Origin of the sequence: Burkholderia territorii (assembly GCF_001718335.1) — a bacterium.
In the GTDB taxonomy this organism is placed as follows: domain Bacteria; phylum Pseudomonadota; class Gammaproteobacteria; order Burkholderiales; family Burkholderiaceae; genus Burkholderia; species Burkholderia territorii.
This window is the reverse complement of record NZ_CP013365.1, coordinates 103,721-129,230: the sequence shown is the minus strand read 5'-3', so window position 1 is coordinate 129,230 and position 25,510 is coordinate 103,721. Positions and strand designations below refer to the sequence as shown.

At 66.8% G+C, this 25,510-nt stretch carries 27 protein-coding genes and 1 pseudogene; 6 read left to right on the top strand and 22 right to left on the bottom strand.

Annotation, left to right across the window (positions count from 1 at the left end; translation table 11 throughout):
* Positions 1 to 5 precede the first annotated feature (5 nt).
* Positions 6 to 890 (bottom strand): LysR substrate-binding domain-containing protein, encoded by an 885-nt coding sequence (locus WS51_RS00605; RefSeq protein ID WP_069228418.1) that lies wholly within the window; start codon positions 888 to 890, stop codon positions 6 to 8.
* Between the two features lie 123 nt (positions 891 to 1,013).
* Here WS51_RS00605 and hndA point away from each other — a divergent pair, with 123 nt between their 5' ends.
* Entirely contained in the window at positions 1,014 to 1,964 is a 951-nt protein-coding gene (gene hndA, locus WS51_RS00600; RefSeq protein ID WP_069228417.1) for a 2-hydroxy-1-naphthoic acid nonoxidative decarboxylase, read from the top strand.
* 83 nt (positions 1,965 to 2,047) lie between these two features.
* Here hndA and WS51_RS00595 read toward each other — a convergent pair whose 3' ends face one another.
* The 17 genes and pseudogenes from WS51_RS00595 to WS51_RS00515 form a co-directional block, all read right to left on the bottom strand.
* Positions 2,048 to 2,950: a SphA family protein gene (locus WS51_RS00595; protein ID WP_069228416.1), complete on the bottom strand. Its 903-nt coding sequence runs from the start codon at positions 2,948 to 2,950 to the stop codon at positions 2,048 to 2,050.
* Positions 2,951 to 3,017: 67 nt separating this feature from the next.
* Entirely contained in the window at positions 3,018 to 3,839 is an 822-nt protein-coding gene (locus WS51_RS00590) for an alpha/beta fold hydrolase (protein WP_069228415.1), read from the bottom strand.
* A gap of 37 nt (positions 3,840 to 3,876) precedes the next feature.
* Positions 3,877 to 4,071, bottom strand: coding sequence for a 2-hydroxymuconate tautomerase (locus tag WS51_RS00585; RefSeq protein ID WP_257785635.1), 195 nt, complete (start codon positions 4,069 to 4,071; stop codon positions 3,877 to 3,879).
* 24 nt (positions 4,072 to 4,095) lie between these two features.
* Positions 4,096 to 4,884 carry a 2-oxo-3-hexenedioate decarboxylase gene (dmpH, locus tag WS51_RS00580; RefSeq protein WP_069228414.1) on the bottom strand — a complete coding sequence of 263 codons (789 nt, stop codon included), beginning with the start codon at positions 4,882 to 4,884 and terminating at the stop codon, positions 4,096 to 4,098.
* Complete coding sequence (dmpG, locus tag WS51_RS00575; protein ID WP_059800514.1) at positions 4,881 to 5,927, bottom strand: 4-hydroxy-2-oxovalerate aldolase; 1,047 nt, start codon at positions 5,925 to 5,927, stop codon at positions 4,881 to 4,883. The genes dmpH and dmpG overlap by 4 nt, the downstream gene beginning before the upstream one ends.
* A 43-nt stretch (positions 5,928 to 5,970) precedes the next feature.
* Positions 5,971 to 6,891 (bottom strand): acetaldehyde dehydrogenase (acetylating), encoded by a 921-nt coding sequence (locus WS51_RS00570; RefSeq protein ID WP_069228413.1) that lies wholly within the window; start codon positions 6,889 to 6,891, stop codon positions 5,971 to 5,973.
* A 34-nt stretch (positions 6,892 to 6,925) separates the two neighbouring features.
* A complete protein-coding gene (dmpE, locus tag WS51_RS00565) occupies positions 6,926 to 7,708 on the bottom strand; it encodes a 2-oxopent-4-enoate hydratase (protein ID WP_059508046.1) in 783 nt (260 codons plus the stop codon).
* A 28-nt stretch (positions 7,709 to 7,736) separates the two neighbouring features.
* Entirely contained in the window at positions 7,737 to 9,248 is a 1,512-nt protein-coding gene (locus WS51_RS00560; protein ID WP_059508045.1) for a 2-hydroxymuconic semialdehyde dehydrogenase, read from the bottom strand.
* 60 nt (positions 9,249 to 9,308) lie between these two features.
* Positions 9,309 to 9,758 carry a GlcG/HbpS family heme-binding protein gene (locus WS51_RS00555; RefSeq protein WP_059508044.1) on the bottom strand — a complete coding sequence of 150 codons (450 nt, stop codon included), beginning with the start codon at positions 9,756 to 9,758 and terminating at the stop codon, positions 9,309 to 9,311.
* 20 nt (positions 9,759 to 9,778) lie between these two features.
* Positions 9,779 to 10,723 carry a catechol 2,3-dioxygenase gene (locus WS51_RS00550; RefSeq protein ID WP_059870235.1) on the bottom strand — a complete coding sequence of 315 codons (945 nt, stop codon included), beginning with the start codon at positions 10,721 to 10,723 and terminating at the stop codon, positions 9,779 to 9,781.
* Positions 10,724 to 10,748: 25 nt separating this feature from the next.
* Positions 10,749 to 11,105 carry a 2Fe-2S iron-sulfur cluster-binding protein gene (locus WS51_RS00545; RefSeq protein ID WP_059800518.1) on the bottom strand — a complete coding sequence of 119 codons (357 nt, stop codon included), beginning with the start codon at positions 11,103 to 11,105 and terminating at the stop codon, positions 10,749 to 10,751.
* Between the two features lies 1 nt (position 11,106).
* A complete protein-coding gene (locus WS51_RS00540; RefSeq protein ID WP_060256763.1) occupies positions 11,107 to 12,171 on the bottom strand; it encodes an NADH:ubiquinone reductase (Na(+)-transporting) subunit F in 1,065 nt (354 codons plus the stop codon).
* Between the two features lie 25 nt (positions 12,172 to 12,196).
* Positions 12,197 to 12,553 (bottom strand): phenol hydroxylase subunit P4, encoded by a 357-nt coding sequence (locus WS51_RS00535; protein WP_059800521.1) that lies wholly within the window; start codon positions 12,551 to 12,553, stop codon positions 12,197 to 12,199.
* 84 nt (positions 12,554 to 12,637) lie between these two features.
* Positions 12,638 to 14,188, bottom strand: coding sequence for an aromatic/alkene/methane monooxygenase hydroxylase/oxygenase subunit alpha (locus WS51_RS00530; RefSeq protein ID WP_059508039.1), 1,551 nt, complete (start codon positions 14,186 to 14,188; stop codon positions 12,638 to 12,640).
* 38 nt (positions 14,189 to 14,226) lie between these two features.
* The gene (locus WS51_RS00525) at positions 14,227 to 14,496 is read right to left on the bottom strand and encodes an MmoB/DmpM family protein (RefSeq protein WP_059447521.1); all 270 of its coding nucleotides are present in this window, start codon (positions 14,494 to 14,496) and stop codon (positions 14,227 to 14,229) included.
* 36 nt (positions 14,497 to 14,532) lie between these two features.
* Positions 14,533 to 15,315, bottom strand: a pseudogene (locus WS51_RS00520) (ferritin family protein); the annotation flags it as partial.
* A 223-nt stretch (positions 15,316 to 15,538) separates the two neighbouring features.
* Entirely contained in the window at positions 15,539 to 15,757 is a 219-nt protein-coding gene (locus WS51_RS00515; RefSeq protein ID WP_230947116.1) for a phenol hydroxylase subunit, read from the bottom strand.
* A 304-nt stretch (positions 15,758 to 16,061) separates the two neighbouring features.
* On the opposite strand from WS51_RS00515, the gene WS51_RS00510 reads away from it, so the two are divergent.
* Complete coding sequence (locus WS51_RS00510) at positions 16,062 to 17,750, top strand: sigma-54-dependent Fis family transcriptional regulator (protein WP_059508036.1); 1,689 nt, start codon at positions 16,062 to 16,064, stop codon at positions 17,748 to 17,750.
* A 1-nt stretch (position 17,751) separates the two neighbouring features.
* Positions 17,752 to 18,492, top strand: coding sequence for a GntR family transcriptional regulator (locus tag WS51_RS00505; protein WP_059800527.1), 741 nt, complete (start codon positions 17,752 to 17,754; stop codon positions 18,490 to 18,492).
* 25 nt (positions 18,493 to 18,517) lie between these two features.
* Here the strand turns inward: WS51_RS00505 and WS51_RS00500 are convergent, their stop codons facing one another.
* The gene (locus WS51_RS00500) at positions 18,518 to 19,342 is read right to left on the bottom strand and encodes a phosphate/phosphite/phosphonate ABC transporter substrate-binding protein (RefSeq protein WP_069228412.1); all 825 of its coding nucleotides are present in this window, start codon (positions 19,340 to 19,342) and stop codon (positions 18,518 to 18,520) included.
* Positions 19,343 to 19,663: 321 nt separating this feature from the next.
* Between WS51_RS00500 and WS51_RS00495 the strand changes: the two genes are divergently transcribed.
* Both WS51_RS00495 and WS51_RS00490 read left to right on the top strand, forming a co-directional pair.
* Positions 19,664 to 20,689: a fatty acid desaturase gene (locus WS51_RS00495; RefSeq protein ID WP_059508033.1), complete on the top strand. Its 1,026-nt coding sequence runs from the start codon at positions 19,664 to 19,666 to the stop codon at positions 20,687 to 20,689.
* Positions 20,690 to 20,919: 230 nt separating this feature from the next.
* Entirely contained in the window at positions 20,920 to 22,122 is a 1,203-nt protein-coding gene (locus WS51_RS00490) for a benzoate/H(+) symporter BenE family transporter (RefSeq protein WP_059791207.1), read from the top strand.
* A 30-nt stretch (positions 22,123 to 22,152) separates the two neighbouring features.
* Here the strand turns inward: WS51_RS00490 and WS51_RS00485 are convergent, their stop codons facing one another.
* Both WS51_RS00485 and WS51_RS00480 read right to left on the bottom strand, forming a co-directional pair.
* A complete protein-coding gene (locus WS51_RS00485) occupies positions 22,153 to 23,040 on the bottom strand; it encodes an NmrA family NAD(P)-binding protein (protein WP_069228411.1) in 888 nt (295 codons plus the stop codon).
* A 142-nt stretch (positions 23,041 to 23,182) separates the two neighbouring features.
* The gene (locus tag WS51_RS00480) at positions 23,183 to 24,106 is read right to left on the bottom strand and encodes an AraC family transcriptional regulator (protein ID WP_059800534.1); all 924 of its coding nucleotides are present in this window, start codon (positions 24,104 to 24,106) and stop codon (positions 23,183 to 23,185) included.
* Between the two features lie 191 nt (positions 24,107 to 24,297).
* On the opposite strand from WS51_RS00480, the gene WS51_RS30425 reads away from it, so the two are divergent.
* The gene (locus WS51_RS30425; protein ID WP_081060102.1) at positions 24,298 to 24,495 is read left to right on the top strand and encodes a hypothetical protein; all 198 of its coding nucleotides are present in this window, start codon (positions 24,298 to 24,300) and stop codon (positions 24,493 to 24,495) included.
* 59 nt (positions 24,496 to 24,554) lie between these two features.
* Here WS51_RS30425 and WS51_RS00475 read toward each other — a convergent pair whose 3' ends face one another.
* The gene (locus WS51_RS00475) at positions 24,555 to 25,508 is read right to left on the bottom strand and encodes a LysR family transcriptional regulator (RefSeq protein WP_059508028.1); all 954 of its coding nucleotides are present in this window, start codon (positions 25,506 to 25,508) and stop codon (positions 24,555 to 24,557) included.
* Between the last annotated feature and the right edge of the window lie 2 nt (positions 25,509 to 25,510).

Genomic DNA, 25,510 nt, shown 5'->3' with positions numbered 1-25,510 from the left:
AACGCTTACGCAGCGCGCGCGCCCAGCATCGCCAGATACTGCCGTACCGCTCCCGATTCCCCGCCGATCAGGCTGAGCGCGACGAGTTCGGAGCCCGGCACGTTGCCCGCGAGTTTCCGATACACGATATTCGGCGCCGCGATCCGGCTGAGCGGCGCCGGCACGAGCGCCACGCCGAGACCGGCGCCCGTCAACGCAAGCACGGACAACGTGCTGCTCACCTTGTGCGCGATGCGCGGCGTCCAGCCGAGCACCCGCCGCAGAATCGCGAGCTGCCCTTCGTCGTCGCCGTCGGCCGCATAGAAAATGAAAGATTCGTCCGCCAGCGCCGCGACGCTCACCGAGCGCCGCTTCGCGAGCGCGTGCCGGTCGCTCATCATCACGTTCCACGCCCAGCTGCCGACCGTCCGCACGGCCAGTTTCGGATCGAATGCCGCACCGAAGGCCGGGCAATAGCCGATGTCGAGGCGGCCCGCCAGGATGGCGTCCTGCTGCGCGGCCGGCGCCATTTCGTGCAGGTCGAGCGTCACTTCTGGCCATGCCGCGTGAAACGCGATCAGATCGTCGGACAGCCGCCCCGTCGCGACCGCATTGCCGACGAAGCCGATCCGCACCACGCCCGTCTCGCCGCGCGCCGCGCGCTGCACCACCGCCTTCGCGCGCTCGGCCTGCTCGAGCGTGTGTCGCGCTTCGGTGACGAGCAACCGGCCCGCGTCGGTCAGCAGCACCTTGCGGGTCGTGCGCTCGAACAGCGTTGCGCCCAGTTCCTCCTCGAGCGCGCGGATCTGCGCGCTCAACGCGGGCTGCATGATATTCAGACGCTCCGCCGCACGCCCGAAATGCCCTTCTTCGGCAACCGCGAGAAAGTAGCGCAAATGGCGAAGGTCCATGGAGTCGATTGATCACTCGCAACGATTAATCTCGAAATTTAATCTATTGGAATGAAAAGTCAACCGCGCGCATCCTGATGAATATCCGCTGCAACCCAGCGGACCTTCACGGGAGCCCGAACCATGTCGCGCCGAAACCGCATCGATGTTCATCAGCATGTCGTCCCGCCGTTCTGGGCCGACGCCCTGCCCGCGCACGGCGGCGACCCGTCCGGCTGGCGCAGCCCCGACTGGAGCCCTGACGCGGCGCTCGCGTTCATGGATTCGCTGCAGATCCAGACCGGCGTGCTGTCGCTGACCGCGCCCGGCGTGCAGGGCTGGAACGGCCAGGCAAAACGCGACATCGCGCGTCAGGTCAACGAATACGTAGCCAGCCTCGTCGCGAAATGGCCGACGCGCTTCGGCAACTTCGCGACACTGCCGCTGCCCGACGTCGACGGCGCGCTCGCTGAAATCGACCATGCGTTCGACACGCTAAACGCCGACGGTGTCGTGCTGCTCAGCAATTACGGCGGCGTCTATCTCGGCGATACGGCATTCGAAGACATCTGGGCCGCACTCGATTGCCGTCACGCGGTGGTGTTCATTCATCCGGCCAAACCCGCGATCGACGTCATGGCCGGCATGCCCGGCCCGCTGCTCGACTATCCGTTCGATACGACACGCACTGCGCTGCAGCTCGTGCTCAACGGCGTGGTGGCACGCTACCCGAACGTGCGCATCATCCTGTCGCACGCCGGCGGGTTCCTGCCGTATGCGGCATACCGCGTTGCCGAACTCGCGCCGGGCGTGCGCAACGACGTGCCGGACCGCGACGGGCTGCTCGACCTGCTGCGCACGTTCTACTTCGACACCGCGCTGTCGTCGCCGTCCGCGCTGCCGAGCCTCACGGCGTTCGCGCAACCCGATCGCGTGCTGTACGGCAGCGACTTCCCGTATGCGCCGGCCGCCGTCGGCACGTCGTTCACCCACGCGCAGGATGCGTATGCCGCACTCGACGCCGAGCGTCACGTCGCGATCAACCATGCGAACGCGCTGCCGCTGTTCCCCCGCCTCGCCGCCCTCGCTCGGTAACGCACGACGACGTGCGCGTGACGCCCTTTGACGGCGGCGGCGCGCGCTCGATCGGCGCGCCGCCTCCCCGCTGCGCGACGCCGTCAGAACGGAATGACGGCCTTCGCCCACACGGCCTCGCCGGCGGGCCGGTTGCGCACGAAGAACTCCTTCACGACGCGCGCCTCCACGCTGATCTTGCCGAACTGGTAACGGAAACCAGGCCCGATCGCGAACGTCTGTCCACGAAAGCCGTCGCCCGCGACCGGCTGGCCGTTCTGCATGTCGTCGGTGGTCTGCTTGACGAAGTACCCGGACAGTCCGACACGCGCGTTCGGCGTGACCGCATAGCTCGCCGAGTAGTCGATGTGGAACAGGTTCCCCGAGTGGTAATGGGTGTCGTTGTTCGACGAGTTGAAGCTGTAGGTCATCTTCGCGGACACCTCGACCTTGTCGTTCGGCAACCACGACACGCCGAACACGGGCCGCGCGGTGTAATAGTTCTTGCCGGTGTTCAGCGCCGCGTGCGCATCGTACTGTCCGGTCGGAAACACGAACTCGATCGCCGCGACGGTGCGCAGCGCCCCTGATCCCCATGCGATCAGCACGGGGCTGACGATCAGGTCGCCGAGATTGGTGCGGTTGAACGACGCACCGCCCGCGTCCAGCGCCAGGTGCTCCATCGGCAGCACCGCATACGCACCGTAGCGCCCGCCGAGCACCGACACGTTCGACATCCACACGACGCGCGGAATCAGCACGTCGGCATCGAGCTTGAAACCCGGCACCGAGCCGTTGCCGTGCGAATCGTTGAAGCGCGACGCATGGTAATGCGTGTAGTACAACAGTCCGTACAGCCCGGCCGGCGGGAGCGCGCCGGCGAAGAACGCCTCCGCGCCCTCGCCGATCGTGTCGCCGCCGCCCTCCGTCGCCGATGCGCCGGTGCTCAGCGCCATGCCCGCGCACGCCGCGAGCGAGAGCAGTCCGAATGCAGCCTTTCGTTTCATCGATGTCTCCAATATTCGTTCTACTGAATTGATTTGTTATGGTCGTCCTGCGTGCCTGCCGGTCCGTCTATTCGTTGAAGTGCTCGATCACGAGCCGATTGAAGCGTGCCGCATGCTCAATCTGCGTCCAGTGCCCGCAGCGGCCAAACACGTGCAGCTGCGCATTCGGAAGCAGTTGCAGCAACCTCATCGAACTGTCGAGCGGAATCACGCGGTCCTCGCGGCCATGGACGATCAACGTTTCGTGCGGCAGCGCGCGCAGTTTCGCCTCGTCGCTCGCGAGCGCATCGACCCAGCGCTGGCGCGGCGCCGGAAACATGTTCGCGAACGCTTCTTGGTAACCGGGCCGCACGCTCGAGTCGTAGCGCAGCTTCGCGAGCTCGTCGTTCACCAGCGTGCGATCGAACGCGAAGATGTCCAGCAGGCCGCGCATGTTCGCGATCGATGGCGTATAGCCCCACACGGCATCGAGCCCTTCGGTCAGCATGAAACGCGTGCCGGCTGCGCCCATCAGCACGAGCCGGCCGACCCGGTCGGGCGCGCGGATCGCCAGCGCCAGCGCGAGCGCACCGCCGAACGAGTTACCGATCACATGCGCGCGCTCGACACCGAGCGCATCGAGCAGGTCCAGCGCGTGGTCGACCCAGTGGTCCATCGAATACACGTAACCGCGCGGCCGCTCGGTTTCACCGAATCCGGCCATGTCGGGCGCGATCACGCGAAACTGCCCGGCGAGCGCCGGCATCGTGAGCCGCCAGTTCGCGTAGGCCGTGACGCCCGGCCCCGAGCCGTGGATCAGCAGCACGGGCGGCCCGTCGCCGAGGTCGTGATAATTGGTGTCGAGACCGCCCGCGACGATCCGGCGGCCGAGTTCGGGATTGGCTGACATGACGCTCCTCCAGTCGATTTCGATGATGCGCGGCGCGTCAGCGCCCGCGTTTCTTCGCGCTCTGCCCGCCGATCCCGAAGTGTCCCTTCGGCATCTCGGTGATGATCACGCGCACCGATTCGACCGGTGCGTCGAGCGAACGATGGATGGCTTCGGTGACTTCGGCGATCAGGCGTTCCTTCTTGTCGTCGTCGCGGCCTTCCAGGATGTACAGATGTGCTACCGGCACGATGGCCTCCCTTTGCGTCAGGAACGTTCAAACGAATCGCAAGCCGACGGACCCGATGTTCTGCACGCGCAGCGTCACGTTGTCGCCGGCCGCGACGGCCACCGCCTCCGTGATGCCGCCGGACAGGATCAGGCTGCCCGCCGGAATCGATTCGCCGCGCGCGCCGAGATGGTTCGCGAGCATCGCGATCGCGGCCGCCGGGTGTCCGAGCACGGCGGCACCGGCGCCGAATGCGACCGGCAAGCCGTTCTTCTCGAGCACGATGCCGAGCGTGCGCAGGTCGACGCCGTCCACGGCCAGCGGCCGGCCACCCGCGACGAAGCGCGCGGCCGACGTGTTGTCGGCCGCCACGCTCTTCAGATCGAACTTGAAGTTGCGGTAGCGGCTGTCGATCACCTCGATCCCGGCGACGACGAATTCCGTCGCGGCAAGCACCGCGCCGACATGGCAGCCGGGCCCCTTCAGTTCGGCCTTCGTCACGAACGCGATCTCCGGCTCCACCTTCGGATGAATCAGCGCGGACGTATCGCACTCGCCGCCGTCGGGCAGGTCATGAACGTCGGTCAGGAAGCCGAACACGGGCGTGTTCACGCCCATCTGCCGCATCTTCGCGTGCGATGTCAGGCCAGCCTTGTAGCCGACGATTCGCGCGCCGCGCGCGAGCTGCCGGCGGCGGATCGCATCCTGCACCGCGTAGGCATCGTCCCAGTCCATTTCCGGATGGCGGTCGGTGATCTTCGGCGTGTCGCGCGCTTCGCGCATGCAGCCGTCGAGATGCGCGGCCAGCAACTCGATCGTGTCGGTCGTCAGATTCATGCGGCCTCCTGCTTCGGTTGCACCGCGCGCGCCTTCGCGAGCGTCAGCGCGGTGTCCTCGATCATGTCCTCCTGTCCGCCGACCATCCCGCGGCGGCCGAGCTCGACGAGGATGTCTCGCGCGGGAATCCCGTACTTCTCGCCCGCACGCTTCGCGAACAGCAGAAACGAGCCGTACACGCCCGCGTAGCCGAGCGTCAGCGCGTCGCGGTCGATGCGGATCGGGAAGTCCATCATCGGCACGACGAGATCCTCGGCAACGTCCTGGATCTTCCATACGTCGACGCCGGTCTCGATGCCCATCCGCTCGCACACGGCGACGAACACTTCGAGCGGCGTATTGCCCGCCCCGGCGCCGAGTCCTGCCGCCGCACCGTCGATCCGGTTCGCGCCGGCCTCGATCGCCGCGATCGAGTTCGCGACGCCCATCGCGAGGTTGTGGTGGCCGTGGAAGCCCAGTTCCGTTTCAGGCTTCAGCGCGTCGCGCACCGCTCCCAGCCGCGCCTTCACGTCGTCGGGCAGCATGTAGCCGGCCGAATCGGTGATGTAGATGCAGTTCGCGCCGTACGACTCCATCAGCTTCGCCTGCTTCACCAGCCCGTCCGGGCTGTTCATGTGGCTCATCATCAGGAAGCCGACGGTGTCCATGTCGAGCTTGCGCGCCATCGCGATGTGCTGTTCGGAGACGTCAGCCTCGGTGCAGTGCGTGGCGACGCGGATCGTATGCACGCCGAGCGCATGCGCTTCCTTCAGGTGGTCAACGGTGCCGATGCCCGGCAGCAGCAGCGCGGATACCTTCGCGCGCTTCAGCAGCGGGATCACCGCGCCGAGATATTGCGCGTCGGTATGCGCGGGAAAACCGTAGTTGACCGACGAGCCGCCGAGCCCGTCGCCGTGCGTAACCTCGATCAGCGGCACGCCGGCCGCGTCGAGCCCGCTCGCGATCGAGCGCATCTGTTCGAGCGTCATCTGGTGACGCTTCGGGTGCATGCCGTCGCGCAGCGTCATGTCGTGGACGGTGATTCGTTTGCCTTTGAGATTCATTTCCGTTCCTTTCGTCCGGTCGTGGATGTCGCGTCGGCGGGCGTCAGGCCGCCTGGGCGGCCGATGCCAGCGTGAGGCGGCCGGCCAGCAATTCCTCGGCGAACATCTCGGCGGTGCGCGCGGCGGCGGCCGTCATGATGTCGAGGTTGCCCGCGTATTTCGGCAGGTAGTCGCCGAGGCCTTCGACCTCGAGATAGACCGACACGCGGTTGCCGTCGAACACCGGCCCGTTGACGAGCCGGTAGCCGGGCACGTAACGCTGCACGTCGGCGATCATCGCGTGCACCGATTCGACGATGCGCGCTTCGTCGGGCGCGCTTTCCGTCAGGCAATGCACGGTGTCGCGCATGATCAGCGGCGGCTCGGCCGGGTTGATCACGATGATGGCCTTGCCCTCGTTCGCGCCGCCGACCTGCGCGACGGCCGCGGCCGTCGTGCGCGTGAATTCGTCGATGTTCTTGCGGGTACCTGGGCCGACCGAGCGCGACGACACGGTCGCGACGATCTCGCCGTAAGCGACCGGCTGCACGCGGGAGATCGCGCGCACCATCGGAATCGTCGCCTGCCCGCCGCACGTGACCATGTTCACGTTCATCTCGCCGGAGCCGATGTGATCCTTCAGGTTGACCGGCGGCACGCAGTACGGGCCGATCGCGGCCGGCGTCAGGTCGATCATCAGCACGCCGAGCGCGTTCAGCTTGCGGCTGTTTTCCGCGTGGACGTATGCGCTCGTCGCGTCGAACGCGATCTGCACACCGTCCGCATGCACGTGCGGCAACAGGCCGTCGACACCGTCGGCGGTGGTCTTGAGGCCGAGTTCGCGCGCGCGCTTCAGGCCATCGGAATCGGGATCGATGCCGACCATCCACACGGGTTCGAGCACGGGGCTGCGCATCAGTTTGGCGAGCAGGTCGGTGCCGATGTTGCCGGGGCCGATCAGCGCGCAACGGATCTTTCGGGTCATGGGGAAACTCCTCGTTTGCTTGAAAAGGGGGCGCCTACGCGAACCGCACAGAACACGCGCCGATCCCGCCGATCGACACACGGAAGTTGTCGCCGCGCGCGGCCGGCGCCATCGCCGCGAGCGCGCCCGACAGGATCACTTCGCCCGCTTTCAGCGGAATGCCGAGGCGGCCGAGCGTGTTGGCGAGCCATGCGACCGCGTTCACCGGCGAGCCGAGCGCAGCCGCGCCGGCGCCGGTGCCGATCACGTCGCCGTTCTTCTCGAGCACCATCCCGCACGTCGACAGATCGACGCTGCGCGTGCTCACCGCCCGGTCGCCGAGCACGAACACGCCGCACGACGCGTTGTCGGCCACGGTGTCGCCGATGCGGATCTTCCAGTCACGGATGCGCGAGTCGACGATCTCGAAGCACGGCATCACGCACTCGGTGGCGGCGAGCACCATCGCGTTCGTCACGCCCGGGCCGAGCAGGTCACGCTTCAGCACGAACGCGATCTCGCCTTCGGCCTTCGGCTGGATCAGCGTATCGAGCGCGATGCACTCGCCCTCGCCGTACACCATGTCCGACAGCAGATAACCGAAGTCCGGCTGGTAGACACCGAGCATGTCCATCACCGCCTTCGACGTGACGCCGATCTTTTTGCCGATGACGGTTTCGCCGGCATCCAGGCGGCGCTGCACGAAGCGCTGCTGGATCCGGTACGCGTCGTCGACCGACAGGTCCTCGTGCTGCGACGTCAGCGGCGCGACGGGTTCGCGCGAGGTCATCGCGTCGTACAGCCTGTCGCCCAGCGTGGTAATCAACGTGGAGTCCATAAGAATTTTCCGGTCATTTACGGGTGGATCAGAGCTTGATGCAGACGTTGCGCAGCTCCGTGTAGAACTCGAGCGAATGCACGCCGCCCTCGCGGCCGATGCCGGATTGCTTCGCGCCTCCGAACGCGGTACGCAGGTCACGCAGGAACCACGAATTGACCCACGCGATGCCGACGTCGATCGACGCCGCGACGCGGTGCGCACGCGACAGGTTGGTCGTCCAGATCGCCGTCGACAGCCCGTACGCATTCGCGTTCGCGCGGTCGATCACCTCGGCTTCGGAATCGAACGGCATCACCAGCGTGCACGGTCCGAAGATTTCCTCGCGCGCGATCGGCGAATCGTCGCCGAGGCCGGTCCAGATGGTCGGCTGCACCCACGCGCCGCCGCGCAGGTCCTCGGGCATGTCGGGCACGCCGCCGCCGGTCACGACCGTCGCGCCGAGTTCGGCCGCCTTGCGGTAATACGACAGCACCTTGTCGCGATGCTCATGGCTGATGAGCGGACCGAGGCCCGTCGACTCCGCTTCCGGACGGCCGGGCCGCAGCCGTTCCGCGCCGGCCTTCAGCGCGGCGACGAAGCGCTCGAACAACGGACGCTCGACGTACACGCGCTCGGTGCCGAGGCAAACCTGCCCCGCGTTCGCGAAGCACGAGCGCAACGTGCCTTCGACGGCCGCGTCGAAATCGCAATCGGCGAACACGATTGCCGCATTCTTGCCGCCCATTTCGAGGCTGACGGGCCGCGCACCGTCGGCCGCCGCCTTCATGATCGCCGCGCCGGTACGCGTCTCGCCGGTGAACGTGATCGCGTTCACGCCCGGATGCGTCGTCAGGAATTCGCCGGCCGAACCCGGCCCGAAACCGTGCACCACGTTGTAGACGCCATGCGGCACGCCCGCCGCGTTCATGACTTCGCCGAGCAGCGCGGCCGTCTGCGGCGTCTCCTCCGACGGCTTCACGATCACCGTGTTGCCGCAGGCGAGCGCGGGGCCGACCTTCCACGTCATCAGCAGCAGCGGCAGGTTCCACGGGCAGATCACGCCGACCACGCCGACCGGCCGGCGAATCGCGTAGTTGAGCGCGCCGGCGCCGTCCGGCGTCGCCATCTCGAAGGTTTCACCGGGCACGTTCTTCACCACGTCGGCGAACACCTTGAAGTTCGCGGCACCGCGCGGGATGTCGATATGGCTCGCGAGGCTCACCGGCTTGCCGGTGTCGGCCACCTCCGCTTCGAGGAAATCGTCGAAGCGGCGCGTGATGCCGTCGGCCACCGCATACAGGAGCTCGACGCGCTGCGCGACCGTCAGACCGCCCCACGGACCCGCGAGCGCCGCCCGTGCGGCCCGCACGGCCGCGTCGACATCCGCGCGACTCGCTTCAGCCACGCGCGCGATCACCGCGTTGTCGAGCGGCGAGCGCTTGTCGAACCAGCGTTCGCTCGCGCGATAGTCGCCGTCGATGAAGTTGCGGACGAGCCGCGGGTCCGGCTGCCCGCCGGCGGGGCCGCGGCTCGCGGCGTTGGGTTCGGTGTCGTACATGATGTGTGTGCCGATGATCGTGAATCCGTGGGTTCGTGGAGCGCGTTTGCGTGCCGTGCGTCATGGGCCGCCGAAGCCCGCCGCGTCGAGTCCCGCATGCGCGCATTGCTCGTCCTGCGCCTCGCTGCCGCCCGATACGCCGATGCCGCCGATCAACGCGCCGTCCTCGACGATCGGCAGTCCGCCGCCGAACGCGACGAAGCGCGGCCGCAGCACGAGGCCCTGCCTCACCGCGTCCGAGTGCGTTGCCAGCGCGGCGTGCCATGCGCCGGTGGGCAGCCCGAAGCTCGCGGCCGTGTACGCCTTGTCGATCGCAATGTCGATCGAATGCAGCGGTGCGCCGGGCATGCGCACGAACGCCGCGAGCAGCCCTGCCGCATCGACGACCGCGACGTTCACGCGCACGCCGAGCCGTTCGGCGGCCTCGGCCGCAGCGTGCACCGCATGCGTTGCGGCGGGCCAGTCGATCGTGCGCGCGGCGATGCTCCGGTTCGTGTCGTTTCGATCCATGACGTTGGACTCCTCGCGGCTCAGGTGTAGACCGTCGTGAACGCTTCGTTCAGCTCGCCGGAGTGGAAGAAGATCCCGCGCCCGAGTTCCTGCTCGGTCCACGTCGTGACCGGGCGGTCGGGTTGCGCAAGGTAGCCGAGCCCCGCGAACGTCTCGTTGCGGTTGCCGCTCGGATCGAAGAAATAGATGGTGGTGCCGCGCGTGATGCCGTGCCGCGTCGGCGCGACGTCGATCTTCACCTTGTTCTTCGCCATCACGTCGGCCGACTTCAGCACGTCGGCCCAGTCGTCGAGGAAGAACGCGATGTGATGCAGACCGTTTCTCGGGCCGCCGACGAACGCGATGTCGTGCGGCGTCGTGCTGCGGAACATCCACGTCGCGGCCTGGATCGTGTTGCCCGGGCCGACCATCACCTGCTCCGCCAGATGGAAGTCGAGACACTCGGCCATGAAGCGCGTGTTCTCCTCGACACGGTTCACGCCGGTCTCGGGGTTCAGTTCGCACATCAGCAGGCAGTGGTCGAGCCAGTGCACGGCCGAGCCCGGAACGTCGTCGGGCCACGGATCCGGGTTCAGCGAGCCGACCGCGGTGCCCACCAGCTCCTTCTTCGCGAACAGCCGCAATTCGTGCCCGCTCGGCAGCAGGAACCGCAATTGACGGCCGACCGCAGGCAGCGCGCCCTCGGGCAGCATCTCGGTCGCGATCCCGTATGCCTCGATACGTTGCTGAAACGCGTCCAGATCGGCATCGTGCTCGACCTTGTAAGCGGCGTGCTTGAGCCCCGCCTGGTCGGACGACGACAGGATCAGCGAATACTTGTCCCACTCGTCCCAGCATTTCAGGTAGACGTTCCCAGCCGCGTCGCGCATCGTCTCCTGCATGCCGAGCACGCGCACGTAATGACGCAGCGCCGCTTCCATGTCCATCACCTTCAGATTGACATGACCAATACGCATCACACTCATGATGTGTCTCCTCCTGGTTTCCTGGTTAGTTGTCGATCGTCGGCACGCCGGCACGGGCCGCGCCGCAGAAAAACGGCTTTTTCAGCCGGCCCGCCACTTCGAGTTCGACGTCGCCGTCCGGCACCACACGGCATGCGAGCGCATAACCGTCGTTCTCTTCCTGCGCGCTGACGTGCGCGCGACTGATCGGCCCGAGCTTGCGAACCGCGCCGCGCAGCACGCGAACCTTGCACACGCCGCATCCGCCGTTCAGGCAACCGACCGGAATGCCGCGCCGGCCGAGCTTCGCCATGCCGGCCAGCAACGACTCGCCGGACACGCACGCATAGCGCTCGTCGGTCTGCGCGATCGTGACCGTCCCGCACACGTGGCCCGGGTCCATGTCACACCCGCCGGAACAGCGGGCTGCGCGTCTGTTGCGCGTCGGCCGCCGAGATGAACTTCTCGTGATAGATGTCGCGCTCGAACAGGCGGCCCTGCATCAGCGTCGTGATGCATGCATCGATCATCGCGGGCGGCCCGCACAGGTACGCCTGATGTCCGGAGAAGTCGCCATCGAAATGCGTCTTCGCGACGTCGTGCACGAACCCTTGCGCGACATCGCCGCCCGCATCGGGTGCGCCTTCGGACAGCGCCGGGACGTACGTGAAGTTCGGATAACGCTCGGCGAGTGCGCGGAATTCGTCGTGGTAGTACAGTTCCTTCGCGTTGCGCTGGCCGTAGACCAGCGTGATCGGCGCGGTGACGCCGCTCGCGAGCAGGTCCGCGATCATGGAGCGCGGGCTCGACAGGCCCGACCCGCCTGCCATGAAGATCATCGGCCGCGCGGCCGACCGGCGTACGAAGAAGCGGCCGTACGGGCCCGACAGGCGCACGCGATCTCCGATTGCCAGTTGCTCGTGCAGATAGCCGGTGCCGAGCCCGCCCGGCACCCGGCGCACGTTCAGCTCGATCTCGCCGGTGGCCGCGACGTCGGCCGGCGCGTTCGCGATCGAGAATGCGCGACTCTGCCCGAGCCCTGGAATCTCCAGTTGCACGTACTGGCCTGCCTGGAAATGGATCGGCTGCGACAGCTTCAGCCTGATCGACTTGATGGTCGGCGTGAGCGGCTCGATGCGCGTCACGTCGGCCGCGAAGTCCTTGACCGGAATGATTTTCGCGTCAGGCTCCTCGTCGACGTCGGCCTCGATCACGGTGTCGGCCTGCAACGTCGCGCAGCACGCGAGCGCCTTGCCCTCCTCGCGCTCAAAATCCATCAGCGCGAACGGGTTCGCGTCGCCCAGATCGGTTTCGCCGTCGAGCACCGCGACCTTGCAGGTGCCGCACAGGCCGTGGCAACACGCATGCGGAATGTAGATGCCCTGGCGCAGCGCGGCATCGAGCATCGTCTGTCCTTCCTCGACCTCGATCGTGACGCCCAGCGGCTCGATGGTAAGTTGGTGGCTCATGATGGCTCGCTCGTCCGCGTGGCGGTCAGAAGCTCGCGCCGCCGAGGCCGTCGAGGCCCGGCGTGCGAAAGCTGATCAGGTCCTTGTGCCCGAGTCCGTTGTCGGCCAGGCTCTTCGTCGCATCCGGCGTCCACGGCTCGCCGGAGCGAAACCAGTCGACGCGGTTCCAGTCGATCTTCGCGAAGTCCGGGTGATAGCCGTAGACCGGCGGCAGCACCTTGTCGGCGAGCGCGCCGAACGGCATGTCGGGCGGCAGCGGCAGGCAGAACGGCGCCGGAAACATCAGGTGGTTTTCCCAGCACACGTAAAGCAGCGGCGCCGGAAACTTCCCGACCGCATCCTTCACCGGGAAGTCGTAGGGTTTGAGCGCGATGACAGCCATGTTTGTCTCCTGTCGGCCCGCGTTCGCGCGGCAGCGCGCGCGGGCCCTCTTCAAGGTTGCTGATCGTTGCTTGTCGGCTGCGTGTCAGTTGCGCGTGGCCTGACCGCGCCAGGTCGCGAAATTCCTCTGGTCTTCCGAGCCGTCGAAATCGAGGTTGTCGCGCCCCATCTGCACTTCGTAGTAATCGAGCACCGCGGCGAGCGGATCGAAGCCTTCCGCACCCGGGTCCGCATCGGACGGGAAGCAGTTGCCCTGGTGGATCTGGTGCACGGGAAGCCATGCCTGCACGTATTTCTGCGGCTCGTGGTCGAAGATTTCCTTGCAGTGATCGCTGCAGAAATGAAACTTGTTGCCGAGGTAATTCGACTCGCGCGCGCCGATCTTCGTCGGGTTGCCCGGCTCGGTGAACAGCATTGGAATCTGGCACGTCTGGCACAGCATCGGCAGCGTCTTCATGTAGAAGCGGTTGCCGGCGTTTGCCTGCTCGCCCCAATAATCGAAGCGCGGGCGGTAATAGCGGTCGAACGAATCGGGATACTTCGCGGACAACCACGCCATCTCCTCTTCGGTCGGCACCCAGGTGTGGAACGCCGAGGCTGCGTTGAAACCGTAGAACGTCGACCATGCCTGGTGGCTGATGTGGTCCTTGCCTTCGCACGCGTCCTGCCAGCCCTTCGGCTCGCGAATGCCGTAGCGCGCGAGATCCTTGAACAGCGCGCCGCCGTTCTGCTCGGCGTACATCTCCCAAGACTCGCGCCAGCTCATCACGCGTTTCGGCTGCATGTAGTCCATCATCATCGCGACCAGCGTGAGCAGCCGGTAGCCGCGCCAGAACCACTTGTCGATCCAGCGCTGCACGATCGGTACGTTGTCCGGGTCCTGCTCAAGCATGAACTTGATGCACTCGATGCCGAGCGTCATGTGCCGAGATTCGTCCGACTGCGCGGAAAAGCCGAACGTGACCGTCGACATGTCGCCGTTGTACGCGGCGCCCGACATGAAGGGCACGAACAGCAGGTTCGTCAGCACGTATTCGAACGAGAAGCTGACCGCGGTCAGGAACTCGAACGGACCCGCCGAATAGGCGTCCTCGAAGAACGACTTCGGCACCGACAGGTACCAGACGCGATCGAACCAGTGGTTCGAATGATGGAAACCGTTGAAGAACTTGTTATACGTCGACATCGCGTGCGTTTCGGTCTGGTAGTGCCGCAGCTCGTCGATCGACTGCATCTGGCACGCGATGCGCGCGCCCTCGCCGGTGAAGTGCCGGCCGACGTGCGCGAAACCGCGATGCGCGAGATATTCGAGCGGCGTCACGCCCTGGAGGAACAGCTTCAGTGCATTGATGTAGCGCGCGTCTGTCACGCCGAGGAATGCATTGTTCTGTGTGAACGCATCGATTACCGCGTACAGCTTCTTCTCCTTCTCGCCCTGGTATTTCCAGTACGCATCCATCGTCAGGCGGAACGGGTCGACCCACTTGTCCCAATCGTGGATCTTGATGCCTTCGTAACGGTCGTACGGGAAGACCTTCTCCATCGGCTGATAGGTCGTCTCCCAGCCGAGGCCGCGCGTCATCGCCGCGTAACGGTCCTTCAGGCCGAGCTTTTTCTTGAGCGTTGGCGTGTCCATTCGTGTCTCCGGTGTTGTCGGTGCGTGTAGCGCGGCGTTCAGTGCGACCAGCTCAGCGTGAACTGGTCGTCGTCCTCGTCGAGGTGGCCGGACAGCGTGATCAGGTTCACCTGCAGCTGCTGCAGGTCGAAGCGCGCGCCGGTCAGTTCCTCGATCGTTTCGCGGCGGATCGTCAGCCGGTCCGGCGCGTCGATCTTGACCATCCCCGGCGACTCCACCACCACCGCACGCGGGTTGTCGGCGACGATCGCGTCGACGATCGGTCTGGAGTCCTCATTTGCCTGAAAGGCGATGAATACGTTCGACATGCTGGCTTTCCTTGGATTGAGGGAATTGGCGCGGCGTCAGGGCGCGAGGCCGAGCTTTGCGACGCGTGCATGAAACTGCTCGCGCACTTCATCGAGCGCGGCGCGGCCGCCCTCCTGCAGCGCGCGCGCCGCGACCGGTGCGAGCGCCGCATCGGCCCGTGCGGACCAGTCGCGGGTCCAGCGGGCAAGCAGCGCGCGGTTGTCGTCGGATTCGGCGGCCATGGTCTTCACCACCGCGTCGATCCAGCGGTTCGATTCGGCGTGCCATTCAGGCATGAACGCGGTGAGCATCGCGACCGCCGAGCCGCCCGCGAGCGCGATGCGTTCGTCAACGAAGCGGTCGTAGACGAGCGGATACAGCATGCCGTCAAGCGCGAGGTTCTGCGCGACGAACAGTTCGACGGGGTCGGCCACGACCAGCGTGTCCTCGACGTAGCGGCGCAGCGGCTGCCATGCGGCATCGTTCATCCAGCTCGCCTTGGCCGTATCGAGCACGTCGGGCTCGGCCATCGCGAGCGCGACGCGCGTCAGGTACTGCGCGACGCCGAGGTTGTCCATCGCATGGAACATCGCGGGCGCCGTAAACGCGGTGCCGTAGCCGAGCGCGCAGATCTGCGCGTTGTTCATGTTCGCGCCCCACGCGGCATGGCGCAGCGGCACCAGCACGTCGAGCGCGTGCGCGGCCACGTCGTCCGGCATCAGGCCGATCATCCGGCGCGATTCGACGAACTCGAAGTTCGACTCCATCGCGTCCTGCTGGCGCGCCCGCGTCGTCGCCCACGACGCGTAGTAGAACTGGCGCGGATCCTTCAATGCGTACCAGTTCGCCATCCGGATCGCCGACCGCGACGGATCGAAGATCTCGTGGTCCGGATCCCAGGTCGGCCGGTAGTGGAAGTTCGCCTGGGGCTGCGCGCCCATCATGCCTTCCTGGTAGCGCGTCGCCGTCTTGTCGCCGCCGATGTTCTGCGCGACATGCGCGAAGGTGTGCCGGAGCGGCTTGATGTCGACTGTCTTCAGCTCGATGGTCACTTCTTGCTCCTCAATGTCGTGGGTTCGCTTCGACGTCGAGCCGCACGACCTGCTGTTCGCGGCAGAACGCGTCGAAGGCGGCAGGAGACAACGTCAGCTCGACGAACAGATCAGGCGCGCCGCCGAGCGAAAACTCGAATTCGACGAAACCGCGCACGTTCGTGCCGGTCACGCGCACACACTTGCGGCCGGGGTCGAGCGGGGAAAGATCGGTCGGGTGCTGATTCATGATCGGTGTCGCCTCCATGCCGGACTTCAATGCAGCATCCGTGCCACACGCGGCCACGCCACGAAAAAATCTCGATAATTCAGGGAAAGCCCTGACGCGAAGTTCGAATTCGCGATCCACAATGGCGGTTAACCAGAACGGAAACCGCCTGTCTGCGACTACGCCAGAACCCGTTTCCAGCGGTACTTTTCACCATTTGAGCAACCCGCTCGCGCGCATTTGATGAAATGATCAAATCGATCCGCCCGCCGCGACGCCGCTGGCGAAAATCTTGAAAATCACGAGAAATCTCGACGGAGGAGACATGACGCGGCCCAGCCTGCCCCCCTTGCCGCCCGACACCGACCTGCGCAAGCTGATTCATTTTTCGGCGAGCGACGGTCGCATCTGGCTGGCCGGTCAGCGGATGGTGCTGCTGCATGCCGGCGCGCTCGCGACACTGCGCCAGGAGCTGATGGAAAGTGTCGGCCCGGCGCAGACGCGGCGCTTCTTCACGCGCGTCGGCTTCGCCGCCGGTGAACGGGACGCCGCGCTCGCCCGCGAGATTCGGAGCGGCGCGTCGCTGTTCGACATGTTCCATGTCGGCCCGCAACTGCACATGCTCGAAGGCGCCGTGCAAGTCACGCCGTTGCGGTTCGAGGCCGATCCCGCGACTGGCGCGTTCTATTGCGAATACCGCTGGGAGCATTCATGGGAAGCCGATGTGCACCGCCGCACGTTCGGTCCGCAGCCCGAGCCCGTGTGCTGGATGCTGATCGGCTATGCGACCGGCTACACCAGCGCATTCATCGGCCGGACGATCCTGTTCAAGGAAACCACCTGCGTCGGCATGCACGATCCGCACTGCACGATCGTCGGCAAGCCGGCCGACGAATGGCCCGACGCGGAAGAGATCTCGTCGTGGTTCAAGGCCGACTCGCTGATCAACACGATCCGCGATCTGCAGACCGAAGTCGAATCGCTGCGTCTCGAGATGACGCCCGACGATGACCGGACGCGGCTCGTCGGACGTTCCGACGCATTTCGTGCCGCCTATGCGCTGCTCGAGACCGCAGCACCCACCAAGGTCGCCGTGTTGCTCACCGGCGAAACGGGTGTCGGCAAGGAACGCTTCGCGCGTGCGCTGCACAGCCTCAGCCCGCGCGCGCGAAAGCCATTCGTCGCGATCAACTGCGCGGCCATTCCGCATGCGCTGATCGAGTCGGAACTGTTCGGTGCGGAGAAGGGCGCATTCACGGGCTCGCAAGCCGCGCGCGCCGGCCGCTTCGAGCGCGCGGACGGTGGCACGCTGTTTCTCGACGAGATCGGCGAGCTGCCGCTCGACGTGCAGGCGAAGCTGCTGCGCGTGCTTCAGGAGGGCGAGGTCGAGCGGCTCGGCGCAACCGACGGCCGCAAGGTTGATGTCCGCGTCGTCGCGGCGACCAACCGCGATCTCGAGCAGGCCGTGCGCGACGGCACCTTTCGCGCCGATCTCTATTACCGGATCAACGTCTACCCGGTGCTGATTCCGCCGCTGCGCGACCGGCAGGACGACATCGCGCCGCTCGCGGACGCCATGCTCGAACGCTTCGCGGCCGTGCACGGCAAGCCGGCACCGACGCTGACCGACTATGCGTACGACACGCTGCGCGGCTACCGCTGGCCCGGCAACGTGCGTGAGCTCGAGAACCTGATCGAGCGCGCGGTGATCCTGTCGCGTCCGAACCGGCCGGTCGACGCGAAAGACCTGTTCCCCGGCGTCGGCTCGCCCGGCGGCGCAACGGTCGACCGGGCCGGGCAGATCCGGCCGGCGGCCGCAATGTCGATCGACTGCGGCGCCATCCTCGACCGGTTGCAGGCCGGCGGCGGGCTCGACGGCCTCGAGCGCGCGTTGCTGCACGAGGCCGTCGACCGCGCGAACGGCAACCTGTCGGCCGCTGCGCGCTTGCTCGGCCTGACGCGTGCACAGCTCAGCTATCGGCTCAACCGAAAACAGGACCAGGAGGACGCGTGACATGAACACGATCCTGCCCGCCCATGCACTCGAAGAGCCGCCGCCGGCGCTCGAGCCGGCCGCCGACGATGCAGCGGAGCCGCATGCCCGCACACTCAGCGAGCATGCGTATCACCAACTCCGGCAACACATCATCGAAGGCCATTACCCGCCCGGCACAAAGCTGCGCGTCGAGCATCTGAAGGACGTGTACGGCGTCGGCGCGGGCACGCTGCGCGAGGCGCTCACGCGGCTCGTCAGCGATGCGCTGGTCGTCGCCGAAGGGCAGCGCGGGTTTCGCGTGACGCCGATGTCGGTCGACGATCTCGAAGCGATCACGCGGCTGCGCATTCATATCGAGGTCGATGCGTTGCGCGACTCCGTGCGGCGTGGCGACGACGCATGGGCGCAACGCGTGCGGCAGAGCTTCGACATGCTGTCGGCGTGGGAGCAGCCGGTTTCCATCGAAAACCGCGCCGCATGGGAAGCGTGCAACCGGCGCTTTCACGAAGCGTTGATCTCGGCGGCCGCGACGCCCTGGACGTACCTGATCCTGCGCATGCTGTCGCAGCAAAGCGAACGCTATCGGCGCGTGTGCATCGGGCTCGGCGATTCCAGGCGCGACGTGCATGCGGAACACACGTGCCTGTTCGAGGCCGCGATGCGCCGCGCCGACGCGCGCGCCGCACTCGCGCTCGAGGACCATATCGGCACGACGCTCGCCGTGGTACGCAACGCGCCGCCCGGCACCTTGCCGTTCTAGGCATCGTCGCCCGCAGCGCGCGCGCTCACGCCAGCTCCGGATACCCGTGCGCAGCCGCGTCCGTCGCGAAATCGGCAATCGCGTCGTAGGCATCCGGCGGCAGGCGCTCGAACCGCTTGAGCCGCAATGCGCTCGCCCGTTGCGCATCGACCGTAACCGCGTGATCGAGCGCATCCTGCAGCGCCGCCACGAGCCGTCCTTCCAACGCCTTCGATGCAATCAACGGCAAGCCCGGCGCCGATGCCGTCATGCCGATGATCCGGATGTCGTTCAACAATTCCGGCAGCGCATCACGCACGTACGCGAACGTCACGCAGTCGATCGCCGCGCAATCGGCAACGCCCGCGGCCAGCGCGCGCAGCACGTTCAGATGCGAGCCGAACGACACGACCGAACCGAAGAAGCGCCCGTCATGCGCGTGCGGCGCAACCGCGTGCCGGAATGCGTTCATCCCGCTGTGTGAATCCGCGCCGTTGTATGCGGCACGCAATCCGCGACAGGCAGCCAGCGTCGTCGCACCGCCCGAATGCACGCGCACCGACACCACCAGCACGCTGCTGTAGCGCGCGCCATCACAGCCCGGGGCATCGAATGCCGGTGTCGCGATCGGTTGCACGGTATCGCGCAATCCGAGCATCCGGTATGGATAACCGCATGTTTGCGACAACAGCAAGTCGTCGCGGCGCCACAGCGCGTGCAGATCGCCGAACGGCTCGTCGAGCAGCGCGACGCCGGCCGGCCCGCCTGCATGCGCGAACGCATCGAGCGCATCACACAGCAACGCGCGCCACAGGGCGGCGTGGCGCGGCGTCACGTTGTACATCGGCAGTCCGGCGATCCATGAGCTCATGCGCGCATTCTACGCATCGACGGCGCATTGGAGAAAGCCCGTTCTCTCGCGTTTCGCACGGGTCCGGCACGCGGCGCGGGCAGTCACAATGCTTATCCGTCGCGCAGCGATAAGCAAATGCGAATTGCTTGGTTGGCCTGACTACGCGAGCCGGTTAGCGTTCCGGTGTCGCGACACCGTCGCGAGCCGCTGTCGGTAGCGGTCCGACGGCGAGCCGTGGACCACGTCGGCCACCTGCATCGCGGCCCGCGCCGGCGCGATCGTCCGCTATCCGTGACGCGTGTCGCACCCGTATCACCCGCTTCATCCTGTCCCACCAACATGGCCGAATACTTCGACGTCGACCACGCGCGCGCGATCGCCGCACTCGACGCCCGCTTCACCGCACGCACCGAGTGGCCGACGTGGCTGCTGGTCGTCGCGATCTACGGCGGCTGGCTCGCCGTGCTGCTGCTCGTGCGCGCCGGGCATCTGTCGCTGGCAGCCGCGACGCCGCCGCTGATCCTCCTCGGCGCGTGGCACATGTCGCTGCAGCATGAGCTGCTGCACGGCCATCCGACGCGCTCCGCGTTCGTGAACCGATTGCTCGGCTATCCGCCGTTGACGATCTGGTATCCGTACACGCTGTATCGCGACACGCACCTCGACCATCACCGCGACGAGGACCTGACCGTGCCGGGCGTCGACCCGGAAACGAACTACGTGTCGCGCGCGCAGTGGGCGCGGTTGCCGCGCTGGCGTCGCGCGCTGACCGTTGCGCGCACCACCTTCATCGGACGTCTGGTGTTCGGGCCGCCGACGAGCGTTGCCGCGATGTTCGCCGACACATTCGCCGCGTTCCGACGCGCCGACTTCCGCTATCTGCGGATGTGGATAACGCACGGCCTGTGCGTGGTCGCGCTACTCGCCTGGCTGCAGCGGGCGATCGGCGTGCCGTGGTGGTACTACCTGCTGGCGGTCACGTGGCCCGCGCTGTCGCTCGCGATGATCCGCTCGCTGTTCGAACACCGCGCCGCCCGGCATCCGAAGGCGCGCATCGCGATCAACGAGGCCGGCTTCGCGATGCGGCTGCTGTACCTGAACAACAACTATCACCTCGTGCATCACGACCTGCCGAGGCTGCCGTGGTACGACCTGCCGCGCGCGTACCGGATGCGGCGTGACGCCTATGCGGCCAAATGCGGCGGCTTCGTGATCCGCGGCGGGTATCGCGAACTGCTGGCGCGCCACGCATGGACGCCGACCGACGCGCCCGTGCATCCGTTCGACGGCGGCACGGCGTCGCTGTCGACGGGCGGTGGTGCGAAGATTGCCGCCGTCGACGGGTATCTTCAGATCAGTACGTGACGTTCCAAGCAAGCCGCGCTTCGCCATGAAGCCGCCCCCGGCGGCGACGCGCGCGCAAGGCCGCACGGCAGCACCGACGCACATTCCTTACGAAAAGCCGACAACGCCGATCTCGATCGGCAAATTGCCAATTCCGGCGGCAATGCGCAGAATGACGGATCGTCCGGGGCCTCCAACAATCATTCGCCCCGGCTCAGCCTACCGGCCACGCGCCGCACTCCCCTACGACGATGCAACCGAACACCTCGCCCGGCGCGATCCGCTCGATCGGCAACGACTGGTCCGTCTCCGCGATCACCGCGGGCTTTCTCGCGGTGCTGATTTCCTATGCGGGCCCGCTCGCGATCTTCTTCCAGGCATCGCAGGCCGCGCATGTATCGAGCGACATGGTGGCGTCGTGGGTGTGGGCGATCTCGATCGGCGCGGGCGTATCCGGGCTGTTCGCGAGCTGGAAACTGAAGGTGCCGATCGTGACCGCTTGGTCGGCGCCCGGCACCGCGCTGCTCGTCGGCCTCTTTCCGCAGCTGACGCTGAACCAGGCCGTCGGCGCGTACATCACGGCCGCGCTGATCATCCTCTTGATCGGCATCACCGGCTATTTCGACCGGCTCGTGCGCCACATTCCGCGCGGCATCGCGTGCGGGATGATGGCCGGCATCCTGCTGCCGTTCGGCATGCACGCGTTCTCCGCCGCGACCGCGCAGCCGGTGCTCGGATTCGGGATGATCGCCGCGTACGTGATCTTCAAGCGCCTGCTGCCGCGCTACAGCATCGTGCTCGTGCTGCTGACGGGGGCGGCCATCGCGACGCTGCTCGGGATGGCGCATCTCGGCAACGTGTCGCCGAGCATCGCGCGGCCGATCTTCATCGCGCCCGAATGGACGCTCGGCACGACACTGAGCCTCGCGCTGCCGCTCGTCGTCGTGAGTCTCACCGGCCAGTTCCTGCCGGGCATGACGATCCTGCGCGTATCGGGCTATCACACGCCGGCGCGGCCGATCATTACCGCGACCAGCGTGATGTCGCTCGTCGTCGCGTGCTTCGGCGGGATCACGATCGTCGTCGCCGCGATCACCGCCGCGCTGTGCACCGGCAAGGATTCGCACGAGGATCCGGACCGGCGCTACATCGCGGGCATCGCGAACGGTGTCGTCTACCTGATCGGCGGGCTCTTCGCGGGAACCATCGTCACGCTGTTCTTCGCACTGCCGAAGGCGTTCGTCGCGATTCTCGCCGGACTCGCGCTAATCGGCGCGATCGGCGCGAACGTGCACGGGATCTTCGAGGACGAGGACCATCGCGAAGCGTCGGTGATCACGTTCCTCGCAACCGCGTCGGGAATGACGTGGCTCGGGCTCGGGTCCGCGTTCTGGGGAATCGTGATCGGGTCGGCCGCGTATGCGGTGTTGAGCAGGGTGCGGCGCCCGGCATAGCACACGGGATAATTTCCGCCGTCGCGCCACTCACCGCGCGTGCCTGCGTACCAGCGCGGCGAGCGCTTCTTCCGGTGTCGTCGTCCCATGCACCCGCTCCGACACGCCGGCCTCGACGTCGATCTGCCCCGCGTTGTGCACGTCGTACAGATCGACGATCAGTTGCGCATGACGCTCGCTGAGGCCCGCGCGCAGCAGCGTCGTGGTCCATGCGTCGCGCGGCAGTTCGCGCGCGACGATCTCGCGGCTCGCGGCCGCGCCGAGGATCTGCGCGATGTCCCGCACGCTCACGCGCCGCGGCCCCTCGATGCTGACGATGCGCGGCCCGTTGGCGCTTTCGGCGGATTCGAGCAGCAGCCGTGCCGCCGCGATACCCACGTCGGGCGCCCACACCGTCGGAAACACCTTGTCGACCGGATGATGAAAACTCGGCAGCACGCCGGTTGCAAGCGCGACCGGCAGCACGCGCGTCCAGTTCTGCAGGTGTTCGGCCGAGCGCAGCAGCGTGAGCGTGGTCGGGACCGTCTTCAACTTTTCTTCCAGACGATGAAAGAGCCGCGTGATGCCCGTGTTGCCGTCAAGCTCGGCGCCGTAGTCCGATAACGCAAGCAGTGCCGGCGGCGGATTCGCGACGAGTGCGTCGGTCACGATGTCGAGCGTGCGCGCCATCGTCGCGGCCGGGTCGATGTCGGCGACGGGCACCGGACACAGTATCTGCACGGCTTGCGCGCCGTCGATCGCCGCTGCGATCGCACGTGCGTCCGTCAAGTCGGCGGTCGCCACTTCGCAGCCGAGTTGCGCGAAACGTTCGCGATGGCGGGTGTCGCGCAGCACCGCGCGCACGGGATGGCCTGCGTGGCGCAGGGTCGTCACGGTCGACGAGCCGACGTTGCCTGATGCTCCGAAAATAACGAACACGATCCGCTCCTGGGGGATGAAGGTGCGGCGATTGTCGGCCTGCGTGAACGGGAAGGCGCGCAGGCGTGGATGATGTGAACAGGAAAGGATGACCCGATGCGGGGCCGCGCTTGGATCGCGCGGCCCACCGGTTCGTCAGCGGCTATCGGCCGGGTGCCTTCGCATTGTCCTCGCCGTCGTAGGCGAGCCGCAAGCCGCCCCGCGCGCCGGAACGCGCGACCTCCGTGGGCGTCGCGCCCAGCACGCGATTCATCCAGTTCGCCATATGGCTCTGATGGGCAAACCCGGCTTCGAGCGCGATCTGGCTGATGCTGAGGCGGCCTTCGAGCAGCAACGTCTTCGCGCGCTCGACCCGGCGGCGCACCACGTACTGATGCACCGGCATCCCGAGCGTCTCGCGAAACAGCACCTTGAAATGCGGCACGCTGATCGACACGAGCGCCGCGAGCTCGGCAAGCGTCATGCGCCGTTCGAGGTTGGCCTCGACGTAGTCCACCACGCGCGCGGCCGCCTTCGGCGCGAGCGTGCGCCGACGCTCGCGGAACACGGGTTGGCCGTCGACCAGTCGCGTGACGAGCGCCGTGCACAGGCTCTCCGCGTAGAGCGGGTCCGATGCGTCTTGCGCTTCGAGTTCGGCGGCCATCGCCCATGCGATGTGCTGCAGGCGCGGGTCGCGCACCTGTAGCCGCCGGCGGATCTGCGCCTGCGACGGCTTCAGCTCGAGTTGTTCGACCGTGCGCCGCACGAACGTATCGCTGAGCATGACATGCAGGATCCGGCAGTCGGCGCTGTCGGTCCATTGGCCCGGCAGGCCGGCGGGAATCACGTCGATGTCGCCGTGCGCCTGGATGCGCGACACGCGTTCGCCGTCGCACACGCAATCCGCTCGCACGGGCGAGCCGATATGCACGCCGATGCGGTGATGATCCGCGGCCGGAATCCGGTATGTGCCCGCGCGAATCTCCAGCAGCGCCGCGCCGAAGCCGCGCCAGCCGAGCCCGCGGCTGGAACGCAGGCTGACCGGCACGCCGTTGTCGGCCGGCGCGGCCTGAATCGGATCGCTCATGGTCCTTCTCCACCAGATCGTGGGTCGAACGCGCATTGTGACGCTTTTTCCGGCCGCCTGCCGGGCGCGCATTGCCATTCCCCGCCCGGCAGAAAAAGATCATCCATTCCTGCTCGGCGCCATCCTTGCCTGCGCGCCGACGGCCGCCGCGGCGCTTACGATGGCCCCATCCGACACCTACGGAGACCGTCATGCCCCATTGCTGCCCACCACGCGCGGCGTTCATCCCCGCTTCGCCGTCCCGCGCCGCCCGTCGTGCGGCCAGCTCCGCGCCCCGCAACGCACGGTCCGCCTTCGCCGCGCGATGCCTGCGCGTGATCGGCTGGTACCGGCTCGAACGGCTGCTTGCGTCGATTCCCGACAGCAACGACGACTTCGGGATCGTTTGACCGACGCAACGCGCGGCACGCACATGTCGCGTGTGTGCTGCGCGTGTGCCTGCATGCGCCTACTTTCGCCGCCGCTCGTGCGGCGCCACCGTCGCGCCGTCGATCACCGGCGCGCCCTGCTTGATCAGGAAGTCCCGAAACAGTCCCGTGACCTGCGAGATTCGCCGGTCGGCGAGCGTGATCACGTACCACTCGCGCACGATCGGATTGCCCGGAAACGGCAGTTGCCCGAGCAGCCCCGTGCGCAATTCGAGCGCACACGCGTGCAACGACAGGAACGCGACGCCGAGCCCGGCTTCTGCCATCTGCTTGATCGCCTCGTTGCTCGACAGTTCGGAGCCCACATGAAAGCGGTAGCCGGCCGTCTTGAACAGGCTCTCGACGGTCGAACGCGTGCCCGCGCCGCGTTCGCGCACGAGCAGGTGCGCGGATTCGAGATCCTTGAGCGCGACGCGCTTGCGCTGCATCAGCGGATGGCCCGGCGCCGCGACGAACACCATCGGATGCTTCGCAAACTCCACCGCGTGCGTGCGCAGCTCCTTCGGCGCGCTGCCCATCACCGCGAGATCGATTTCATGCGTGGCGAGCATGCGAATGATGTCGTCGCGATTGCCGACCTTGAAATAGGTCTTCACGTGCGGTCGCGTCGCGGTGAATTTCACGAGCAGCGGCGGAATCAGATACTCGGCCGTCGTAATCGCGCCGATCCGCAGCGTGCCGCCGAGATCGCCCGTCAGTGCGGCGACCTCGTCGCCGGCCTCGCTCCACAGATGCAGGATCTCGCGCGCATAGCGCGCCACGATCTCACCGGCGGCGGTCAGCTGCACGCCGCGCCCGACCCGCTGCAGCAGCGCGGCACCGACCGCCTCCTCGAGCAGGCGAACCTGCAGCGACACGGCCGGCTGCGTCAGGTTCAGCTCCTCGGCCGCGCGCGACACGCTGCCCAACCGCGCGATCATGTCGAGCGCCTTCAGCTGCCGGAACGTCGCTGTCTTTCCTATAAGTGAATACATAT

Bases quoted from the DNA above. Each gene is read 5' to 3' on its own strand.
- WS51_RS00505 (WP_059800527.1), top strand. From the start codon at position 17,752: ATGAACACGATCCTGCCCGCCCATGCACTCGAAGAGCCGCCGCCGGCG.
- WS51_RS00595 (WP_069228416.1), bottom strand. From the start codon at position 2,950: ATGAAACGAAAGGCTGCATTCGGACTGCTCTCGCTCGCGGCGTGCGCG.
- dmpG (WP_059800514.1), bottom strand. From the start codon at position 5,927: ATGAATCTCAAAGGCAAACGAATCACCGTCCACGACATGACGCTGCGC.
- WS51_RS00475 (WP_059508028.1), bottom strand. From the start codon at position 25,508: ATGTATTCACTTATAGGAAAGACAGCGACGTTCCGGCAGCTGAAGGCG.
- WS51_RS00545 (WP_059800518.1), bottom strand. From the start codon at position 11,105: ATGGACCCGGGCCACGTGTGCGGGACGGTCACGATCGCGCAGACCGAC.
- dmpH (WP_069228414.1), bottom strand. From the start codon at position 4,884: ATGAATCTGACGACCGACACGATCGAGTTGCTGGCCGCGCATCTCGAC.
- WS51_RS00550 (WP_059870235.1), bottom strand. From the start codon at position 10,723: ATGAGTGTGATGCGTATTGGTCATGTCAATCTGAAGGTGATGGACATG.
- WS51_RS00495 (WP_059508033.1), top strand. From the start codon at position 19,664: ATGGCCGAATACTTCGACGTCGACCACGCGCGCGCGATCGCCGCACTC.
- WS51_RS00555 (WP_059508044.1), bottom strand. From the start codon at position 9,758: ATGGATCGAAACGACACGAACCGGAGCATCGCCGCGCGCACGATCGAC.
- WS51_RS00560 (WP_059508045.1), bottom strand. From the start codon at position 9,248: ATGTACGACACCGAACCCAACGCCGCGAGCCGCGGCCCCGCCGGCGGG.
- WS51_RS00490 (WP_059791207.1), top strand. From the start codon at position 20,920: ATGCAACCGAACACCTCGCCCGGCGCGATCCGCTCGATCGGCAACGAC.
- WS51_RS00515 (WP_230947116.1), bottom strand. From the start codon at position 15,757: ATGAATCAGCACCCGACCGATCTTTCCCCGCTCGACCCCGGCCGCAAG.
- WS51_RS30425 (WP_081060102.1), top strand. From the start codon at position 24,298: ATGCCCCATTGCTGCCCACCACGCGCGGCGTTCATCCCCGCTTCGCCG.
- WS51_RS00530 (WP_059508039.1), bottom strand. From the start codon at position 14,188: ATGGACACGCCAACGCTCAAGAAAAAGCTCGGCCTGAAGGACCGTTAC.
- WS51_RS00590 (WP_069228415.1), bottom strand. From the start codon at position 3,839: ATGTCAGCCAATCCCGAACTCGGCCGCCGGATCGTCGCGGGCGGTCTC.
- hndA (WP_069228417.1), top strand. From the start codon at position 1,014: ATGTCGCGCCGAAACCGCATCGATGTTCATCAGCATGTCGTCCCGCCG.
- WS51_RS00535 (WP_059800521.1), bottom strand. From the start codon at position 12,553: ATGGCTGTCATCGCGCTCAAACCCTACGACTTCCCGGTGAAGGATGCG.
- WS51_RS00525 (WP_059447521.1), bottom strand. From the start codon at position 14,496: ATGTCGAACGTATTCATCGCCTTTCAGGCAAATGAGGACTCCAGACCG.
- WS51_RS00480 (WP_059800534.1), bottom strand. From the start codon at position 24,106: ATGAGCGATCCGATTCAGGCCGCGCCGGCCGACAACGGCGTGCCGGTC.
- WS51_RS00605 (WP_069228418.1), bottom strand. From the start codon at position 890: ATGGACCTTCGCCATTTGCGCTACTTTCTCGCGGTTGCCGAAGAAGGG.
- WS51_RS00500 (WP_069228412.1), bottom strand. From the start codon at position 19,342: ATGAGCTCATGGATCGCCGGACTGCCGATGTACAACGTGACGCCGCGC.
- WS51_RS00570 (WP_069228413.1), bottom strand. From the start codon at position 6,891: ATGACCCGAAAGATCCGTTGCGCGCTGATCGGCCCCGGCAACATCGGC.
- dmpE (WP_059508046.1), bottom strand. From the start codon at position 7,708: ATGGACTCCACGTTGATTACCACGCTGGGCGACAGGCTGTACGACGCG.
- WS51_RS00540 (WP_060256763.1), bottom strand. From the start codon at position 12,171: ATGAGCCACCAACTTACCATCGAGCCGCTGGGCGTCACGATCGAGGTC.
- WS51_RS00510 (WP_059508036.1), top strand. From the start codon at position 16,062: ATGACGCGGCCCAGCCTGCCCCCCTTGCCGCCCGACACCGACCTGCGC.